Annotated in this window: 16 protein-coding genes; 11 read left to right on the top strand and 5 right to left on the bottom strand. The window is 70.7% G+C overall.

What is annotated here, in order from left to right; all coding sequences use genetic code 11:
* Positions 1-10: 10 nt before the first annotated feature.
* Complete coding sequence (locus C8250_RS08580) at positions 11-1,012, bottom strand: beta-ketoacyl-ACP synthase III (RefSeq protein ID WP_138353981.1); 1,002 nt, start codon at positions 1,010-1,012, stop codon at positions 11-13.
* 298 nt (positions 1,013-1,310) lie between these two features.
* On the opposite strand from C8250_RS08580, the gene C8250_RS08575 reads away from it, so the two are divergent.
* From C8250_RS08575 to C8250_RS08535, 9 genes are all read left to right on the top strand, one after another.
* Positions 1,311-1,592, top strand: a complete 282-nt coding sequence (locus C8250_RS08575) for a hypothetical protein (protein WP_138353980.1) — start codon at positions 1,311-1,313, stop codon at positions 1,590-1,592.
* Positions 1,593-1,602: 10 nt separating this feature from the next.
* On the top strand, positions 1,603-2,493 hold the full coding sequence (locus C8250_RS08570) for a DUF6206 family protein (protein WP_138353979.1): 891 nt from the start codon (positions 1,603-1,605) through the stop codon (positions 2,491-2,493).
* Positions 2,494-2,504: 11 nt separating this feature from the next.
* On the top strand, positions 2,505-3,287 hold the full coding sequence (locus tag C8250_RS08565) for a hypothetical protein (protein ID WP_244809029.1): 783 nt from the start codon (positions 2,505-2,507) through the stop codon (positions 3,285-3,287).
* A gap of 13 nt (positions 3,288-3,300) precedes the next feature.
* Complete coding sequence (locus C8250_RS08560) at positions 3,301-4,491, top strand: RedV protein (protein WP_138353978.1); 1,191 nt, start codon at positions 3,301-3,303, stop codon at positions 4,489-4,491.
* A gap of 460 nt (positions 4,492-4,951) precedes the next feature.
* A complete protein-coding gene (locus C8250_RS08555; protein ID WP_239070176.1) occupies positions 4,952-5,548 on the top strand; it encodes a response regulator transcription factor in 597 nt (198 codons plus the stop codon).
* A gap of 320 nt (positions 5,549-5,868) precedes the next feature.
* Positions 5,869-6,933 carry a methyltransferase domain-containing protein gene (locus tag C8250_RS08550; RefSeq protein ID WP_138353976.1) on the top strand — a complete coding sequence of 355 codons (1,065 nt, stop codon included), beginning with the start codon at positions 5,869-5,871 and terminating at the stop codon, positions 6,931-6,933.
* Positions 6,822-7,166, top strand: coding sequence for an SRPBCC domain-containing protein (locus C8250_RS43420; protein WP_244809028.1), 345 nt, complete (start codon positions 6,822-6,824; stop codon positions 7,164-7,166). Before C8250_RS08550 ends, C8250_RS43420 begins: the two co-directional genes overlap by 112 nt.
* A 456-nt stretch (positions 7,167-7,622) precedes the next feature.
* Complete coding sequence (locus C8250_RS08540; protein ID WP_244809791.1) at positions 7,623-8,912, top strand: tyrosine-type recombinase/integrase; 1,290 nt, start codon at positions 7,623-7,625, stop codon at positions 8,910-8,912.
* A gap of 577 nt (positions 8,913-9,489) precedes the next feature.
* Entirely contained in the window at positions 9,490-9,927 is a 438-nt protein-coding gene (locus C8250_RS08535; protein ID WP_138353974.1) for a cupin domain-containing protein, read from the top strand.
* 58 nt (positions 9,928-9,985) lie between these two features.
* Here the strand turns inward: C8250_RS08535 and C8250_RS08530 are convergent, their stop codons facing one another.
* The gene (locus C8250_RS08530) at positions 9,986-10,444 is read right to left on the bottom strand and encodes a MarR family transcriptional regulator (protein ID WP_138354026.1); all 459 of its coding nucleotides are present in this window, start codon (positions 10,442-10,444) and stop codon (positions 9,986-9,988) included.
* Positions 10,445-10,598: 154 nt separating this feature from the next.
* Here C8250_RS08530 and C8250_RS08525 point away from each other — a divergent pair, with 154 nt between their 5' ends.
* Both C8250_RS08525 and C8250_RS08520 read left to right on the top strand, forming a co-directional pair.
* Positions 10,599-11,843: an MFS transporter gene (locus tag C8250_RS08525; protein WP_138353973.1), complete on the top strand. Its 1,245-nt coding sequence runs from the start codon at positions 10,599-10,601 to the stop codon at positions 11,841-11,843.
* Between the two features lie 110 nt (positions 11,844-11,953).
* The gene (locus tag C8250_RS08520; RefSeq protein ID WP_138353972.1) at positions 11,954-12,358 is read left to right on the top strand and encodes a heme-binding protein; all 405 of its coding nucleotides are present in this window, start codon (positions 11,954-11,956) and stop codon (positions 12,356-12,358) included.
* A gap of 89 nt (positions 12,359-12,447) precedes the next feature.
* Here the strand turns inward: C8250_RS08520 and C8250_RS08515 are convergent, their stop codons facing one another.
* The 3 genes from C8250_RS08515 to C8250_RS08505 form a co-directional block, all read right to left on the bottom strand.
* Complete coding sequence (locus C8250_RS08515) at positions 12,448-12,837, bottom strand: hypothetical protein (protein WP_138353971.1); 390 nt, start codon at positions 12,835-12,837, stop codon at positions 12,448-12,450.
* 74 nt (positions 12,838-12,911) lie between these two features.
* Positions 12,912-13,796: an NlpC/P60 family protein gene (locus tag C8250_RS08510; protein ID WP_138353970.1), complete on the bottom strand. Its 885-nt coding sequence runs from the start codon at positions 13,794-13,796 to the stop codon at positions 12,912-12,914.
* A gap of 177 nt (positions 13,797-13,973) precedes the next feature.
* Entirely contained in the window at positions 13,974-17,738 is a 3,765-nt protein-coding gene (locus C8250_RS08505) for a helix-turn-helix domain-containing protein (RefSeq protein WP_187144786.1), read from the bottom strand.
* Between the last annotated feature and the right edge of the window lie 80 nt (positions 17,739-17,818).

The following is a 17,818-nucleotide window of genomic DNA, read 5'->3' as shown; positions in this document are numbered from 1 at the left end:
ACATGCGGTGTCACAGGGTGGCCAGCTCCGGCCAGGTAAGTACCGCCGACCCCCAGGTGAGACCGCCGCCGAACGCGGTGAGCAGTACACGGTCTCCCGCGTGCAGCCGGCCGGCGGCATGTGCGTGGTCCAGGGCGAGCGGGATGGAAGCGGCCGCGGTGTTACCGACTTCACCGATGTTGCCGATGCTCTTCTCGGGTCCGAAGCCGAGATCGTCAGCCACCCGGTTGAGGATCCGCAGGTTCGCCTGATGAGCGACCAGCCAGTCGACGTCGGCACTGCGCCACCCGGCCCGTTCCAGGACCGCGCTCGCCGATCGCGACATACGCTGCACGGCGCGCCAGAAGACTTCCTTGCCCGCCATGGAAAAGTACTGCTCGTCGGGCGCGACCGCCACGGAAGACAGCCGCTGTTGGGAACCGCCGGCCCGGACGGTGATCAGGTCGGCGCCGGTTCCGTCGCTCCCGAGGTCGAAGGGGCCGAACGCCCCGGGCTCGTCGGATTCTCCGGCACGCAGGAGCATTGCTCCGGCACCGTCCCCGAAGATGACTCCGGTGGAACGGTCGGCCGGATTCAGGATCGTGGAGAACGTCTCCGCTCCGATGACCAGGACCCGGTCCGCCGCTCCGGCGGAGATGAGGCCCACCGCGGTGGCGAGACCGTAGACGAATCCAGTGCAGACGGCGGAGACGTCGAACGCGGCGACTCCGGTCATTCCGAGCTTGGTGGCGACCGTCGGGGCGGTGGCCGGGCAGGGCCGGTCCGGCGTGGTGGTGGCGACCACCACCGTGTCCGCGAGGTCAGTGCCCGCGGACTTCAACGCCCTCGCGCCGGCGCCGGCCGCCAGATCGGACGTGGTGGTGCCCTCGGCCGCGAAGAAACGCTGACCGATCCCCGTACGGGTGCGGATCCACTCATCAGAGGTGTCCAGCCGGGCTGTCAATTCCTCGTTGGAGACCGCCCTGGGCGGCAGGCAGCTGCCGATTCCGGCCAGCACGGCGGCCCGGCTCACCGGCTGTCACCGGGGTGAGTGGGAACCGCTGGGAGCGCGGGGCTGTTGCGGCGTGGGAACACGGTCGTCTGCTCCTCGCATCCAGGTCGTGGTGCTTCGGTGCCGCCCACTCTGGTCCCGGGGACTGACGGGAAGCTGACCGGAAGCTGACGAGTTCCACCGGCCGTGACCGGCCCGAACCACGTCAGTGTCCGGTCAGCTTCCCGTCAGTCCGGAGCGCGAGGATGCAGCAGCAGGACACGACCGACGGCGCACCCGGAAGCGGTGGCGCGATGTCACTCAGGAACGGAGACCCTTCATGGCAGCACGTATCCTCACCCCACGACGCCTCGCGGGAACGCTCGGTGCGACGGTGGCGATCAGTACCCTCTTGGTCCGGTCCCGGGGTGGCGGCGATCCGCTCGGTGACCTGGCGTTCTCCGACGGAGAACCCGTTCGGGGCGGCGTCGCCCGGTTGCTCGCTCCCCGGCGCATAGGTGGCGCGGTGCTCGTCGCCTGCGCCGTCTACCCCCTGTACCGCCGTCGCGCCTCACGGGGATCCGATGTGCTGCTGAGTGGCGCCGGCGGATACGAGAACTGAGGGGATTCCCATGTCGTTCACCGTTCCGGGCAGACAACTGGCGGACCTGGAGGAACAGGTCCGGACGGCACTGCTGACCGGAGATGACAGTGCTCTGGACGTCCTCGGTTACGGCGAGGTGACTCTCGTCCTGCGACTACGCACAGCCCGGGGCGCGTTCGCCTGCAAACGGCTGCCCGTCTTCCCCTCCCGCGCCCGGTTCGAGCGCTACCGAAGGACACTCGACGAGTACCTCGTGCGGCTGCGGGAGGGCGGAGTGCGCGTCGCCGACACCGAGTTGTGGCACATGACGCGGCCGTCGGGAGAGGTCGTGGCTTACTGCGTACAGGAGGCTCTGCCGTCGAACCGTCTGTGCTCCGCGCTCATGCACAGTGCGGGCGAAGCGTGGGCCCGGGAGTTCTTCGAGCGCTTCCTCGACAGTGTCGAACGCGCGGTGCGACCCGAAGCGGGCCTGGACGGACAGGCCAGCAACTGGATGGATGTGGACGGCGATCTGGTCTACCTGGATGTCACCACTCCGCTGCTGCGTGATGCGCGCGGCCGGGAACGACTCGACGTCCGGCTGTTCTTCACCTCGCTCCCTTGGATACTGCGTGATGTGGTGCGGCTGTCGATGACCAGGTCGATCTTCGACAAGTTCTACGGGACACGCGGCGTCGTCCTGGACTTCCTCGGGAACCTGCACAAGGAGCGGCTCGACGCGCTGATCCCGGCATTCGTCGCCCAGGCCAACAGGCGTCTGGCCGAGCCGATCACCGAGGCGGAGGTGGCTGCCTACTACGGTGGTGACGCCCGCATGTGGGAGTTGATCCAGCGGTTGCGCAAGGCCGACCGGTTCTGGCACCGCAGGATCCGGCGGCGGCCGTATCCCTTCCTTCTGCCTTCGGTCGCCAACCGGTGACGAGTGCTCTGGTGCCTGGCGCTGCAGAGCCGGTACCGCCGCTCGGCGGGGGTGTGACCCTCGACCCGGCACGTCCCTTGCAGCTGCGGCACGCACGGGGCCCCCTCACCCTCGCGGTGGTCTCCATCGCGTGGCTCCGCTCACAAGGTGAGGACACCCACTCGGCGCTCTCGGAGCGTCATCTGTGCGCCGAGGAGATCGCCCACGCGGCGACGCTGCCGCTCGCCAAGAGGCGTATCGAGTGGCTCGCCGGCCGACTCGCGATCAAGCACGGCGTCTGCGCCTACCGGCAGCGGAGCGCCGGCTTCTCGATGAGAACGGCCGACGTCCGGGTCCGGGCCGTCGAGAACGGTGTTCGCGCGGGGAAGCCGGTGGTGAACGTCCCGGTCGAAGTGGGTCTGTCGCACTCCGCCGACTTCGCCATCGCCGCGTGCGGACCCCGGGAGATCGGCATCGATCTGGAACGGAGCCGGGCGATGTCGCCGCTTCTTGAGGATCTGCTCGCTTTCGACACCGACTCACGAGGCGCTCACGGCGGCGGACGGCTGCAGCGGATGCCGGTGCCTCTGCGCTGGGCCTGCAAGGAGGCGGTGCTCAAGCACTTCGGCGTCGGGTTGCGCGTCGACAGCCGTGAGGTGGTCCTGACCGGTTGGCGGGCCGACGGTCGGTTCTCGTGGACGGCCAGTCCGGAACTGCGGCGGCGGATTCCGGATGCGGCGGGTCCGCACTTCGAAAGCTGGGCACGGGAGATCGACGGATACGCCCTGGCCATGGTCTGGCGCCAGGAGCCTTAGTGGAGGATGTCTGATGCAGCAATCCCCGGCACCGCGGACGCCCGCCCGCCCACCGCGCCCGCCCGGCTTCACGGAGGCGTTGCGTGAGGCCGCAGCCATCGCGGCGCTCAGTCCGTCGTCGCACAACTGCCAGCCGTGGGCGCACGCGCTGCTGAGCAGCTCCGGTGCCCGCGCGGCCGCTGCCCGTCTGCTCGGGGGCGACGATGAGGAGGAGACAGCCGAATATCTGGTGCTGGCGCTCGACCACGAGCGCCGGCTCGGAGCTCTGCCCGCGCACGCCGTCGAGATGCAACTGAGCTGCGGTGCGTACTGGCAGCTGCTGCTGTGCGCGCTGGACGCGCAGGGGTGGGTGCTCGACGCTCTGCGGTTCGGCGACGACGAGGGACACCTCACGGAGCTGTTCGGTGACGGGTGCCCCAGGACGTGGTCGCTGTTGAGTGTGGCGCGCCTGCGCCGGATCGAGGGGGACGGAGGTACCGGTGCGGAGCTGGCCGGGTTGCGCGCCACCGCTGCGGCGCGGCGGACCAACCGTGCTCGGTACCATGAAGGCCTCGTCGACCCGGCCGTACTGCGCGGGCTCACCGCACCCTGCGGAGCGGCGGCGTCCGGCGCATTGGTGACGGTCCGTCATCTGCGGTCCGGATTCGAGCGGGGGAGACTGGCCGACTTCGTGGCCGGCCACGGAGGCCGCGACTTCGCGCATGAAGAGGCCTGGCGCGAGACGCACTCCTTCATCCGCTGGAGCCACATCGAGGCTCGGGTCAGCGGGGACGGGTTCACGCTCGCCCAGCTCTTCGGGCCGCTGTCGCGGGCACGTCACCGGCTCATGCGCACGGCGCTTGCCCCGTCGACCATGCGCCTGCTGAGTCGCGTCGGCTACCAGAACTTCCTCGCACGGCAACTCGCCGCGATGGTGCGGCCCACCTCCGTCGTGGTGGCCATGAGCCTTCGCGATGACGAGCCGAGCTTGGCCGACGTCCTTCAGGGCGGCGCGATGCTCGCCGAGTACTGGCTGCGAGCCACACGCGCCGGACTGGCACTGCACCCTGTCAGCGTCGTCCTGCAGCACGAGGATGTCCGGCTCGGCCTGCAACGACGTCTCGGTCTCACCGGCCGGGTGTTCTTCCTGAGCCGGCTTGGTTACCCGACCGTAGAGTTTCCGCCCTCTCCGCGTCATTTCAATTCTTCGACCCGAACGATCTGAACCCTCCGCCCTGGCGCCGCTAATCGACCGCTTAGTCCGTGCTACGGCCAACTCGGGCCTTCGTCCTTCGTGCTAGCCTCAAGTCCCGGCACGGGCGCCGGGATTCCCGGTACCAAGGGAGCTGCACTGGCGTAGGCGTGTCGGCACGGTAGGTGCGCAAAAGAAACGGATGATCGGGTTCATTCACGGGGGTGTGAATGGGTAACGGATCGTGCTGGGCGGATTCACTCGTCCAGCGCCCCCGCGCCGCATGTTTTGTCGAATGGTCAACCAATTCCACCATGGGTTGGTCTCGTGATGGGTCCCGGGGCGGGTCGGCCGATCGGTCCGGCGGTGGGTGCTCGTGGAGGCAGATCCGAGTCGGGGCCATCTCCCGCTTCGCGGTTCCTGGCGGTCGCTCATGATCGCGCGCGTATTGATTTGCTGCAACAAGTCAATAATATGCGGAGGGTTGCGAGCGTTGATCGCCCAGCGCGATGACATGGAAGTGGTCGCTGATGTCACCGGGGCCCGGGTGTTGGCGGCGGTGGAAAAGTGGAGCCCGCAGATTGTCCTCGTCGTGTCTCCGGCGTTGACCATTGATGACAAGGGCGTACTTTCCAAGCTCGCCACATTGTCGAAGGTCCTTCTGATAGCCAAGACCGAGAATACCCACCGCTCGTTAGAGGCGATTGGCGTGGGTGTTCGGGCAGTTCTCTCGCCAGAAAGTTCCTCCGATGAACTGCTGCAGGTGCTGCACATGGTAATCGAGGGGGATACGTTGGTGATCCCGGTCGCCGCACAGGGCAGCATCGACACGAGCGGCACTCCGCGTACGTCCGACCTGGCACTGCGATTGGTCGGGACCCTCACCCCCCGCGAGGCAGAGGTCATGATCCTTGTCGCCAGGGGAAGCTCGAACGCCGATATCGCCGCCAAACTGTCGGTTTCCGCGGCCACGGTGAGGTCGCACGTCCATCACCTCCTCACCAAGCTTGAGGTGGGAACACGAGCCCAGGCGGTCGCTGTCGCCTATGAGACCGGACTCGTCACAGTCCTGGAGCAAGGCTTCAAGTGAGGTTTGCACCCTGCGCCGCGACACTCCTGAAAATGGATCCTGGTCCATGGGCGGAAGGTCCCGAAGAGGGGCGTTCGTCGAAAGGTCCGACCCGACACGCTCGCCGCGATGCCCGTCCGGACAAGGGGATGTGGATCTCGGCAGCGAGCGCGAACAGAGGGGGGGTGGCCTGCGCCGGAGATCTCTGCCCGGCCTCGGAGGTCCAGGCGGCGTAGCCTGGGAGAAGAGGAGAGATTCGTCGCGATCTCATCGAGCCGCCTGCCGCGAGTGCGGTCGGCGACGCCCCGCCTCCCGCTCCGGCCCGATGGCGAGGAGGAGTGATGTCCGTCGCAGAGCTGGACGCAGTTGAGCAGGAGGCGTTCGCGGGCCGCATGATCCAGATGGTGAATGACGCCTGCCTGGGGATGATGACGGGTCTGGGGCACGAGAGTGGTCTGTTCGACACGATGGCCGGGATGCCGCCGGCTCGGAGTGAGGAGATCGCCCTGGCGGCCGGGCTGAACGAGCGCTACGTGCGGGAGTGGCTCGGCGCGATGGTGGTCGGCCGGGTGGTCGACTACGTGCCGGAGCACGGCACCTACGTCCTGCCGCCCGAGCACGCCGCTTCCCTCACGCGGGCGGCCGGGCCCGACAACCTGGCCCGCATCGCGCAGGATCTCAGCATGATGGGCGAGGTCGAGCAGCAGGTGCTGGAGGCGTTCCGCACCGGGAGCGGCGTTCCGTACTCCGCCTACCCCCGGTTCCAGGCTCTTCAGGCAGAGGAGTCCGGGGAGGTGTACGACCTGGCGCTGGTGAACGCGATCGTCCCGCTCGTGCCGGGCCTGCCCGAGCGGCTGCGCACCGGCATCGACGCTCTGGACATCGGCTGCGGCCAGGGCCACGCGGTCAACGTTCTGGCCGCAGCGTTCCCCGCGAGCCGCTTTCATGGGCTGGACATGTCCGAGGGGGGCATCGCGGCGGCGCGCGCCGAAGCCGCCGAGCTGGGACTTGCCAACGTGGAGTTCCAGGTCGGTGACTGCGCCGCGCTGACCGGCTCCTACGACCTGATCACGGCATTCGACGTCATCCACGACCTCGCCCGGCCCACGCAGACGCTCGCCGCGATCGCCGGCGCACTGAACGACGACGGGGTGTTCCTGATGGGCGACATCGCCGCGTCCAGCCGGCTGGAGGAGAACACCGACCACCCGCTGGGCCCGGCGCTCTACACCTTCTCAACGTTCTACTGCATGAGCGTCTCGCTCAGCGAAGGCGGCGAGGGCCTGGGAACCGTGTGGGGCGAGGAGACCGCGCGGCGGATGCTCACCGAAGCCGGTTTCAACCAGGTCGACACGCAGCGGGTCGAGGGCGACATCCTCAACGTCTACTACGTGGCGCGCCGCTGACGGCCAGGGCGCACGCGACGCGAGATCGGTGTTGCGATGACCGACCGGGTGAGGACGGCGAGTTCTCCTTCGAACCCGGCGGCGCCTACCGGACCAACGTCAAGGGCGAAAATCGCGCCGCCGGGCGCTTCCTCGAACTCGACCCGCCCAAGCGCGTGGTCTTCACCTGGGGCTGGGAGACCGGCGACATGCCCGTCCCGCCGGACTCCACGACCGTAGAGATCACCCTGTAGCCGGACGGCGAGGGAACCCTGCTGCGCCTGTCCACCACGACCTGCCGGCGCAGGCCCGCTCGCCCCACGAGGAGGGCTGGGCCCACTACGTCGAGCGGCTGGCGGTACGCGCCGAAGGCGGCGACCCCGGCCCCGACCGCTGGGTGGAGAACGCCCCCGTCTGAGCGGCCTGGCAGTGCGTCCAACGCTGCCGGCCCTCGCAAGGAGTGGCAGACGGTGACGCGCGTCCTGGTGACCAGGATGACGGGAAGGGCAACTGCCGCCATGTACCTGGTGCGCATCCACCATGGAGGAAACTGCCACGAGCACTGGGACCAACTGGGTTAAGAGTAGTGTCTCGGCGGTGGGTGGTATCGGGAGGGTGAACGCGCTGCGGGAGTCTTTCTTGTCGCTGGTGTCGGGGTAGCTGAGCTGTGACATGCGCGCCGATGGGAGTGGGCTGGGCGTTTGGCCAGTGTGTTTCAGAAGTGCAAGGTCGATAAGAGGAGTAAGTGCTACCCCTGTGTCCGGTCGCGTTGCGGGCATAGCTGGACGGTTCGGTATCGCGAGCCCGGCGGTCGCAGTGGGCGTCAGCGGGAAGTGTCGTTCCGCCGCAAGGCGCTGGCCGATGGTTTCGCGGCCAGGGTGGAGAGTGACAAGGTTCTCGGTATCTACATCGGTGTTACCGGATGGAAGAAGCCGCTGGCCGAGGTGTACCGGGAGTTCATTGACTGCGGCGACCGTGCCAGGACCACCCGGTGCCAGTACGAGGCGAGTCTTCGCTGCCATATCGAGCCGTATTTCCGCGGCAGGCCCATCGGTTCGGTCAAGGCCAAGGACGTCCGGGCGTGGCTGGTGTGGATGGTGGAGGAGCGGGGCTATGCCCGGAGCACCGCCTATAGCCGGTATGGGATTTTGCGCGGGGTCTTCGGGTTCGCCGTCGCCAACGACTACCTGGCCAAGGACCCGTGCCGGCAGGTGCGGTGGGGGAGCCGGTACGGCCGGCGCGGAGTTCGCAGGGTGATCCGGCTGCCGTCGCTGAGCGAGATCGCCGCCATCGCGGAACATCTTCCCGGCCCGTACCGGTTGGTGGTGTGGTTGATGGCCGGGTGCGGGCTGCGGATCGGCGAGGCGAGCGCGGTCTCGTTGGGGCAGTTCGACTTCGCGGACGGCACGCTTCGCGTCGACCGTCAGATCACTCAGGACGGCGGGCAACACCTGCCCGGGGTGCGTGGGCGACGGGTCCTGCCCAAGCGGCGGGGCAGGGCGCACCGGATCCGCCACCTCAAAGGGCGGGAGCAGGACGAGGGGCGGCTGGTGCCGGTGCCTTTGAGCATTGCGGCCAAGGTCCGCGAGCATGTCCGCTGCTATGGGACCTTCCGTGTCGAGGACGGGCCGAACCGGCTTGTGGGGGACTACCTGTTCGCCAATCTTGGGCGGACCAACATTCTCATGTACTCGCTCATCAGCCGGCTCTGGCACGCCGCCCGGTGCGCCGCGGGGATCGTGAGGGAGATCACTCCGCATTGGCTGCGGCACTTCTTCGCCTCCGCCGGCCTCGCGAAGGGGGTTCCGGTGACGGACATGGCCGAGTGGCTCGGCCATCGCGACTCCCGCACCACGCACCGGACGTACGCACACGTCATGCCCGATGCGCCGGAGCGCCTGCGAACCGTCATGGACTCCATCTTCACCCTCGAGGCCGAGGTGAACCTTCCGCTCGAGTTCGAGGCAGTCCATGAGGCCGCGTTCGCAGTGAAGTACTGAGCCTCACCCTGGGACGCCTCGGTCCTTCGCCCGCTGGCGTGGGTGTCGGGGCACGAGGGGACAGAGGGGCTGGCGTGTTCGTTCGTTTCACTCGATGGGGTGAGGAACCGGCCTTGGGCGGCGTAGGGGCCGCGCTGGTGGAGAGGCTGAAGAGCAAGGTGGTTCGGAACGCTCCGTGATCGGTCCTCGCCTGCTGCCGGGCTCGGCGGCAAACGCTGCGGCGCGGCCCAGCCAGCACAACCTCAGCACGCCAAGATCCCTGTGCTGGATCCGTGCTGACTGCGACGGCCCGGATCATGGAAACCCGCAGGTCCTAGCTCTCTTCGAATGAGTGGTCGTACCACTCGATGGTGGTGCCGATCAGGCTCGCGGCGACGATGCGGCGGAGCGAGCCGGGGGTGGGTGGCGCGGGGGCCTGGGCAGTCATGGTTTCCACTTCCGGGCGGGGACGGATTATCCGGGTGCTGCCACACCGTAGAAACAGCTGGTCCGTTGACCCATGTGGTGGGACACCACAGGCCCGCCGCCCCCTGTGCGCGCCGGCCCCATGCCGCGTCAAGTGCGAGAGGCTGGGTCCATGACGGACATCTCTGAACTGGTCGCGCTGCTCGGTCTGGAACCCCATGTCGAGGGCGGGTGGTACCGGGAGACCTGGAAGGCCCCCGGCGAGGCGGTCCCCGCCGGGTATCCGGGGCCGCGGGCGTTCGCGACCGGCATCTACTTCCTGCTGCACCCGGGCGAGGTCTCGAAGTGGCACCGGGTGCGCTCCGACGAGCTGTGGCTGTGGCACCGCGGAGGCCCGCTGCGGATGCGGCTGGGCGGCGACGGCGAGCGCCCGGACGAGGCCGGGGCCGTCGAGGCGGTGCTCGGGAGCGGGGTCGAGAACGGGGAGCAGCCGCAGTTCCTGGTGCCCGGCGGGTTCTGGCAGTCCGCCGAGCCCGCGGGCGACGAGCCGGTTCTCGTGACGTGCGTCGTCGCCCCCGGGTTCGACTTCGAGGACTTCACGCTGGAGTGACCGGGGTGAGGTGAGTGCTCCGGGGCGGGCCGCCCGCCCCGGAGCACTCCCGGGCGGTTCAGGCGGGCGCGCCCAGTGATTCGACGGCGTTGGCCAGCGGGGTCAGCTCGGGGTTCTTCGCGGCCTCGTCGAGGGCCTCGCGCAGGGCGGCGTCGTTCGTCGGGCGGGCCTCGGCGAGGAGTTTCAGACCGGCCTCGCTGACGTTGGTGTAGATGCCGCGGCGGTCGGTCGGGCACAGATAGCGGGAGAGCAGCCCGCGGTCCTCGAGCCGGGAGACCAGCCGGGTGGTCGCGCTCTGGCTGAGGACGACGGAGTCGGCGACCTGGTGCATCCGCAGGTGGCCGCCTTCGCCGTCGTGCTGGCGGCTGAGGACGTCGAGCAGTGAGTACTCGCGGACGCTCAGGTCGTGCCCCGCCTGCAGCGCCCGCTCGATGTGCGCCTCGATCCGGCCGTGCAGCAGCGACAGCGCCCACCAGCCCTGGGCGAGACCGGTGAGTGCGGGGTCGGTGGCGGTCATGGAGGGTCCCTTCTGCGGCGAGGTGCGGGCGTGAGCGCGCATACAGCACAGGATAGAGCACTACCGCGATAGCCCGCGTTTGCAATGAAACGCGTCTGCAATTATTGTGAGGTCCCGTAAGGCGCACTCGCAACGTTACTGGGAAGTGAACCCCATGCCTCTCGCACTCCTGGCCCTCGCTATCGGGGCCTTCGGGATCGGCACCACCGAGTTCGTGATCATGGGGCTCCTGCCCGAGGTCGCCGCCGACTACGGCGTCACGATCCCGACCGCCGGATTCCTGGTCACCGGCTACGCCCTCGGCGTGGTGCTCGGCGCCCCGCTGATGACCGTCCTCGGCACCCGGATCTCCCGCAAGCGCATGCTGATGCTGCTGATGGGCCTGTTCATCGCGGGCAACGTGATCTCCGCGGTCGCCCCGGTCTTCGGTGTGATGCTCGCCGGGCGCATCGTCGCCTCCCTCGCGCACGGCGCGTTCTTCGGCATCGGCGCGGTGGTCGCGGCCGGCCTGGTCGCCCCGGCGAAGGAGGCCGGAGCCATCGCGATGATGTTCACCGGTCTGACCGTCGCCAACGTGGTCGGCGTACCGCTCGGCACCCTCGTGGGCCAGAACTTCGGCTGGCGTACCACGTTCTTCGTCGTCGCGGGCCTCGGCGTCCTGGGCCTGCTCGGCATCGCCAAGCTGCTGCCGGAACAGCCCCGGCCCGAAGGCGTACGGCTGCGCCACGAGCTGGCGGCCTTCCGCAACGTCCAGGTGCTGCTCGCGATGGCGATGACCGTCCTCGGTTTCGGCGGGGTCTTCGCCGCCATCACCTACATCACCCCGATGATGACCGACGTCGCGGGCTTCGCGGACACCTCCGTCACCTGGCTGCTGGTCCTGTTCGGCCTCGGCATGGTCGGCGGCAACCTGATCGGCGGCCGGTACGCCGACCGCCGCCTGATGCCCATGCTGTACGTGACGCTGGGCTCCCTCGCGGTCGTCCTGACGCTGTTCACCTTCACCGCCCACAACAAGGTCGCGGCCGCCGTCACCATCCTGCTGATCGGCGCCCTGGGCTTCGCGACCGTCCCGCCGCTGCAGAAGCGGGTCCTGGACCAGGCGGCCGGTGCCCCGACCCTCGCCTCCGCCGTGAACATCGGCGCCTTCAACCTCGGCAACGCCCTCGCGGCCTGGCTCGGCGGCATCGTCATCGCCTCGGGCCTCGGCTACACCGCGCCCAACTGGGTCGGCGGCGCGCTCGCCGCCGCGGCGCTGGTGCTCGCGATCGTGTCGGGCTCCCTGGAGCGCCGGACCACCGCCCACCGCCGGCTCACCGCCGACAGCGTGCCCGCCGCCTCCGCCGCGCCCACGCCGACCGTCGAGCGGGAGCCGGTGTCCGTTCCGGCCCACCTCTGAACCATCCCGTTTCCCACCGCGGGACCCCACCCGCCCCGCCCCGTCATCGCACCACCCCACTGAGGAGAACCACCCCATGAGCACCACCACCCCCAAACGCTGTCTTCCCGCTGACCATCCAGGACGCCGAGACCCTCGTCGAAGCCGCCCGTGCGGCCGCGGAGACCGCCGGAGTACCGGTCAGCGTCAGCGTCCTCGACGCCGGCGGGCACCTGCTGGCCTTCCGGCGCGACGACCGCGCGGTGCTGATCTCCGGCGAGACCAGCACCCGCAAGGCGTTCACCGCCCTGCAGTTGAACGCGCCGACCGCGGACCTGGTCGAGGCGGTCCAGCCCGGCGCCCCGTTCCACACCCTGCCGACCGCCCTCGACCGGCCGCTGCTGTTCATCGCGGGCGGCGTGCCCGTCCACCGCGGCGGGCGCCTGATCGGTGCGATCGGCCTCGGCGGCGGCGCCCCTGAGCAGGACCACGGCATCGCCGTCACGGCGCTGCGCGCCCTCGGCGACGTGGCCTGACCTCTGCCGGCGGACAGCACGGTGGGCCGCCCCGGATCAGGAGCGGCCCACCGTGCCGTCCGCCGACGGGAGGCCGGCGGGTCGTCAGCTCAGCACTCGCGCAGGCCCGGTGCGGGGTCCACCGGCGTCTTGACGCTCACGGCCGGCACGTTGCCCCACTGGCCGTTGTCGAGCTGCGTCCAGTACCAGATGTCGTTGCCGCCCCCGTGCCGGTCGCCGTGGCCCCAGCACTGGAACCAGCTGAACGTCGAGTTCAGCTGTCCCCTGACCGCGGAATTGTACGAACGGTCTGCGTACCCCTTCGCTCCGGCCGCGTTCCCGCAGTGCAGGCGGCCGTCCGCCCAGATGCTGCAGTCGGCGGCGGCCCTGGCGTGCGGGGCGGGTGCCGCGGGCGCGGCCGAGGCGGGGACGGCGGCCGTCAGCCCCGCGGTGAGAGCGGTGGCGGCCAGCGCGAGGACGAACCTGCTGCGTGCGGACATGACTCCTCCAGATGATGGGTGCGGGTGGTGCGTGGGGTGAGGTGGAACGTGAGGTCCGGGGCGGCGCTACGCCCTCACGGACAGGTGGGTACGCCGACGAGCCAGGCGGGACCCTTGATGTAGATGTTGGTGATCCACGCGCGGTAGTCCGGCAGATAGGACCAGGCGTCGTTGGTGAAGCCCTCGGCGGTGACGGACTGCGCGTGCTTCTGGCAGCTGATCTTCACCGAGGTCGGGCCGGCGAACTTGTACACCCGCGCGCTCGTGGTGGACGCGTCGGCGTGCGTCCAGACGTCGGTGCCCCAGGTACTGAAGCCGCCGCCCGGCGCCGCGGTGCCGTCGATCCGGACCGCTCCGGCGTAGTCGCCGCCCACCCGGGCGTCGCTGACCATGACGTGCGTGCCCGACTGCCGGGCCTCGACCATCTTCCCCGCGCCGAGGTAGACCGCGATGTGGTGGATCGCGCCGCCGTTGCCGTAGGCGAGCAGGTCACCGGGGCGCAGCGGTGCGGTGCCCTGGGCGGCGCTGAAGCGTGCCGACGCGTGTGTGGTGTTGAACTGGCTCCGGGAGGTGCCGTTGAGGATGTCCTGCCCGGTGGCCTGGGCGTAGGCGAACCGCACCAGCCCCGAGCAGTCGAAACCGCGCCGCTCGGGGTCGTGGTTGCTGGCGGGGTCGCTGGGGTCCACCTGCCCGTAGGTGGCGCCGGGCTGCGCACCGTGGCCACCGCCCCACGAGTACCAGACGCCGATCTGCCCGCAGGCCGCCCGTACCGCCTTCTCCGCCACCGCCGAGGCGCCCGGCGCGAGTACGTCGCAGGTGCCGGCCGCCGCCGCGGCCCGCGCCGGGGCCGACGGGGCCGCTTGCGCGGTCGGCCCCGCCGCCCATCCGCTGAGCGCCAGTACGCAGAGGGCGCTGGCCGCCCTGGTGATCCTGTTGATCCTGTGCCGGGTGTGTCGCATTCGTGGTCCCCGTTCGTCCCGCCGAAAGTCCGGTCGCTGCGGTTCGGTTGCTGCCCTCCGAGCCTGTGCGGCGGGCCGGTCGGCGTCGAGGACCCGCCCGTCGCCCGATCCGACGGGAAACGGGAAACACCTGGGGAAACAGCTCTGATCAGCGCTGATCGGCCCTGGCCTGCGCTGTCATGACGGGCAGACGGGCCGGTACGGCACGCCGGGGAGCAACTGGGCCCAGCGCGTCCGGCCCGCTCCTCCGGCCAGCCGGCAGATCTCGGCGCCGCGCTGCCGCACATCGACGTTCCACAGCCGCACGGTGCCGTCGTTGCTGCTGCTGGCCAGCATCGGCTGCCGGGGGTCGAAGGCGACCCCCCAGACCGCGCCGCTGTGTCCGGTGAGGGTGGCGGTGAGCCGCCACCCGCCGGTGTCCCACAGCCGTACGGTGCCGTCGCTGCCACTGCCGGCCAGCGTCCGGCCGTCCGGGCTGAAGGCCACCGCGCGCACCGCGCCGCTGTGGCCGGACAGTCCGGCGGTGCGGCCGTCGGCGCCGGGCCCGCTCGGGTCCCAGAGCCGTACGGTCCCGTCGTTGCCTCCACTGGCCAGGGTCCGGCCGTCCGGGCTGAACGACACGCCCCGCACCGAACCGCTGTGCCCCCGGAGCACGGCGCCGGCCCGGCGTCCGGCCACGTCCCACAGCCGCACCGTCAGATCGTCGCTGCCACTGGCCAGCGTCCGCCCGTCCGGGCTGAACGCGACGGTGTTCACGAAGTCCTGATGCCCGGTGAGGTCCGTGACGAGCCGGTGCCGCGCCACGTCCCAGAGTTTGACGGTGCGGTCCGCGCCGGCCGAGGCGAGGAGGCGTCCGTCGGGGGAGAAGGCGACGGCGAAGACGGATCCGTCGTGGCCGGTGAGGTCGGCGAGCAGCCGGCGGTGGGTGACGTCCCAGAGTTTGACGGTGCGGTCCGCCCCTGCGGAGGCGAGGAGGCGTCCGTCGGGGGAGAAGGCGACGGCGAAGACGGATCCGTCGTGGCCGGTGAGGTCGGCGAGCAGCCGGCGGTGGGTGACGTCCCAGAGTTTGACGGTGCGGTCCGCCCCTGCGGAGGCCAGCAGCCGTCCGTCCGGGGAGAAGGCCGACTGCCAGAGCTCGGCGAACGGACGCGTGGTCAGCGCGGACCTGCCCAGGTCCCACAGCACCACGGACTGGTCGAACCCCGCCGTGGCCAGCAGGTTTCCCGGCCCGACGGCGATGGACAGCACGTAGTCCGTGTGTCCGGCGAGGGTGGCGGTCACCCGGTGGGTCGCCGTGTCCCAGAGCTTGGCGGTGCCGTCGCCGCTGGTGCTGATGACAGCGGTACCCTCCCGGCTGAACGCCACCGCGTTGATGTCGTCGTTGTGGCCGGTGAGAGTGGCGAGCGGCCGCTGCTCCGCGACGTCCCAGAGCCGGACGGTGCGGTCGGCGCTGCCGGAGGCGAGGGTTCTCCCGTCCGGCGCGAAGGCGACGGAGAGCACCTCGTCGTTGTGGCCGGTGAGGGTCGTCAGCGGTTGCCGGCCCACGGCGTCCCAGATCCGGATGGTGCGGTCGGCGCTGCTGGAGGCGAGGGTTTTCCCGTCCGGCGCGAAGGCGACGGAGAGCACCTGGTCGGTGTGGCCGGTCAGCGTCGTCAGCAGGCGCCGGCCCGCGACGTCCCAGAGCCGGACGGTGCCGTCCGCCCCGCCGGACGCGAGGGTCGCGCCGTCCGGCGCGAAGGCGACCGCCCGGACGCCGCCGCTGTGACCGGTCAGCGTCCCGGCCGCCCGGTGGTCCGCGACGCCCCACAGCCGTACGGTGCCGTCCGAGCCGGCCGACGCGAGCAGCCGGCCGTCCGGGCTGAACGCGACGGAACGCACCGGAGCGCCGTTGCCGGTGAGGGCCGTCACCGTCCGGTGGTCCGCGACGGACCACAGTCGTACGGTGCCGTCCGAGCTCGCCGAGGCCAGCAGCCGGCCGTCCGGGCTGAACGCGACCGCGTTGACCGGTCCCGTGTGGCCCCTGAGCCGGCCGGCGAAGTACTGGGACTGCGTGCTGAGCAGGGCGCCGCGCGCCTCGGTGGTCGGCGCCGTGCGGTACGCGGCCGCGGCCAGCAGTATGGACGCCTCCGGCTGCCCGGTCGCCAGCGCGCCGGACCGCACCGCCATCTCCTGCGACTGCGCGACCCGGCGCTCGTCGACGGCACGCGACCGCTGCTGGAACGCCAGGCTTCCGGCGAGGACCGCGACGACCAGCAGCGCCGCGAGGGTGACCAGCAGCCGCCGCTGGACCGTGGCCTGCCGCCGAGCGGCGGTCCGGCGGCGCCGCTCCTCCGCCAGGCTCGCGTCCAGGAACTCCGTCTCGTGCGGGCCGAGTTCCGCGCGGCCGTCGGTCTGCTCCGCCCATTCCCGCGCGACGGACAGCCGGTTGCCGCGGTGCAGCAGCCCGGGGTCGCGCCGCTCCCGCACCCACTCACCCGCGGCCTGGGCGAGCTGCTGATGGGTCAGCAGCCCCGCCCGGTCGTTGTCGATCCAGCCGCGCAGCCGGGGCCAGGCGCGCAGCAGCGCCTCATGGGTGATCTCCACGGCGTCCCGGTCGACGGTCAGCAACCGGGCCCGGACGAAGGCGTCGAGGGTCGCCTCGGCGGCCCGCCGGTCGGGCAGCTGCGCCAGCAGCGGATCGCGGTCCGCCCGGCGCCGGGACTCCACGTCGCCGTCGCCGACGTGCACCAGCCGGACCAGGATGCGCCGGGCGAGGTCCTGTTCGGCCGGCTGCAGCCGGCCGAAGACCTCCTCGGCCGACCGGGCGATCGCGCCGTGGATGCCGCCCGTCATCTCGTACCCGTGCACGGTCAGCGTGCGGCCGCTGCGCTGCTGCCAGGTGACGAGCAGCGCGTGGGAGAGCAGCGGAAGGGCGCCGGACGCTGTCCCACGGGAGGCGCCTCGCACCTCCAGGTCCCGCAGCAGCAGTTCGACCAGGCCCGGCTCCAGTGCGAGCCCGGCCCGTTCGGCGGGGCGGACGACGGCCTCCCGCAGTTCGGCCGCCGTCATCGGGCCCAGCGCGAACAGGCCGTGGGTGAGGACCGCCGCCAGCTCCTCGTGTTCGAGGCAGCGCCCGCAGAAGTCCGCCCGCATCCCCAGCACCACCACGGCGGGCGGCTCCCCGCCGCCGGACGCGGCGCGGGAGACGGAGCAGAGCACGGAGACGAAGGCGTGCCGCTCCGCCTCGTCCGCGCACAGCGTGAACGTCTCCTCGAACTGGTCGACCAGCAGCACCAGCCGCGCCGTGCCGAGGACCGGGCGCAGGATCTCCGCCAGCCGGCCGGGCCCTTCCTCGAGCTCCTCAGGGGTGACGCTCAGGCCGGTCCCCAGGGCCTCGGTCACACAACGCAGCAGCTCCTTCAGCGGGTTCGGGGTGGGCGTGCACACCACCACCGGCCAGCCGCAGGATCCCGCGACAGGCAGTGCACCGCGCTCCAGCGCGGGTACCAGCCCGGCGCGCAGCAGGGAGGACTTTCCCGCGCCGGACGGGGCGATCACCGCCAGCGGCCCGCCGCCGATCCGGCCGGCGAGCTGTTCGAGCAACCTGGCGGTGGCCCGGTCCCGGCCGAAGAACCACCGCGCGTCCTGCGGGCGGAAGGCCGCGAGCCCCGGGTAGGGGCACACCGCGTTCCGCGGGTCGTCCGCTTCCGGTGTCCTGGCCGGTGGCACCTCGGGGACCAGCCGCGCCAGCGCGCCCCCGGCCAGCAGCTCTTCGTCGCACCGGCGGGCCAGATCGGGAGTGGGCGGCTTGCCGCCGTTCTCGATCTTGCTGAGATAGCCCTTGCTGTAGTGGATCCGCTGCGCGAGCGCCGTCAGCGACAGCCCGCGCTCACCCCGCAACCGGCGCAGCTCCGCCCCGAATCCGGCCGGTCCGTGCGCCGACGTTTCGTCCGGTCCACCCATGCGTACTCCCGCGGAGATCCGGATCACCACGCTACAGGTGGGATCGTGATACTTGGTCACCAATGGGCATGACTGCGGGA

It is taken from the genome of Streptomyces sp. So13.3, assembly GCF_005860785.2.
GTDB classification, from domain to species: domain Bacteria; phylum Actinomycetota; class Actinomycetes; order Streptomycetales; family Streptomycetaceae; genus Actinacidiphila; species Actinacidiphila fildesensis.
The sequence above is the reverse complement of the archived record's forward strand: the minus strand, read 5'-3'. Positions and strand labels throughout refer to the sequence as shown.

Bases quoted from the DNA above. Each gene is read 5' to 3' on its own strand.
- C8250_RS08575 (WP_138353980.1), top strand. From the start codon at position 1,311: ATGGCAGCACGTATCCTCACCCCACGACGCCTCGCGGGAACGCTCGGT.
- C8250_RS08570 (WP_138353979.1), top strand. From the start codon at position 1,603: ATGTCGTTCACCGTTCCGGGCAGACAACTGGCGGACCTGGAGGAACAG.
- C8250_RS08560 (WP_138353978.1), top strand. From the start codon at position 3,301: ATGCAGCAATCCCCGGCACCGCGGACGCCCGCCCGCCCACCGCGCCCG.
- C8250_RS08550 (WP_138353976.1), top strand. From the start codon at position 5,869: ATGTCCGTCGCAGAGCTGGACGCAGTTGAGCAGGAGGCGTTCGCGGGC.
- C8250_RS08535 (WP_138353974.1), top strand. From the start codon at position 9,490: ATGACGGACATCTCTGAACTGGTCGCGCTGCTCGGTCTGGAACCCCAT.
- C8250_RS08530 (WP_138354026.1), bottom strand. From the start codon at position 10,444: ATGACCGCCACCGACCCCGCACTCACCGGTCTCGCCCAGGGCTGGTGG.
- C8250_RS08525 (WP_138353973.1), top strand. From the start codon at position 10,599: ATGCCTCTCGCACTCCTGGCCCTCGCTATCGGGGCCTTCGGGATCGGC.
- C8250_RS08515 (WP_138353971.1), bottom strand. From the start codon at position 12,837: ATGTCCGCACGCAGCAGGTTCGTCCTCGCGCTGGCCGCCACCGCTCTC.
- C8250_RS08510 (WP_138353970.1), bottom strand. From the start codon at position 13,796: ATGCGACACACCCGGCACAGGATCAACAGGATCACCAGGGCGGCCAGC.
- C8250_RS08505 (WP_187144786.1), bottom strand. From the start codon at position 17,738: ATGGGTGGACCGGACGAAACGTCGGCGCACGGACCGGCCGGATTCGGG.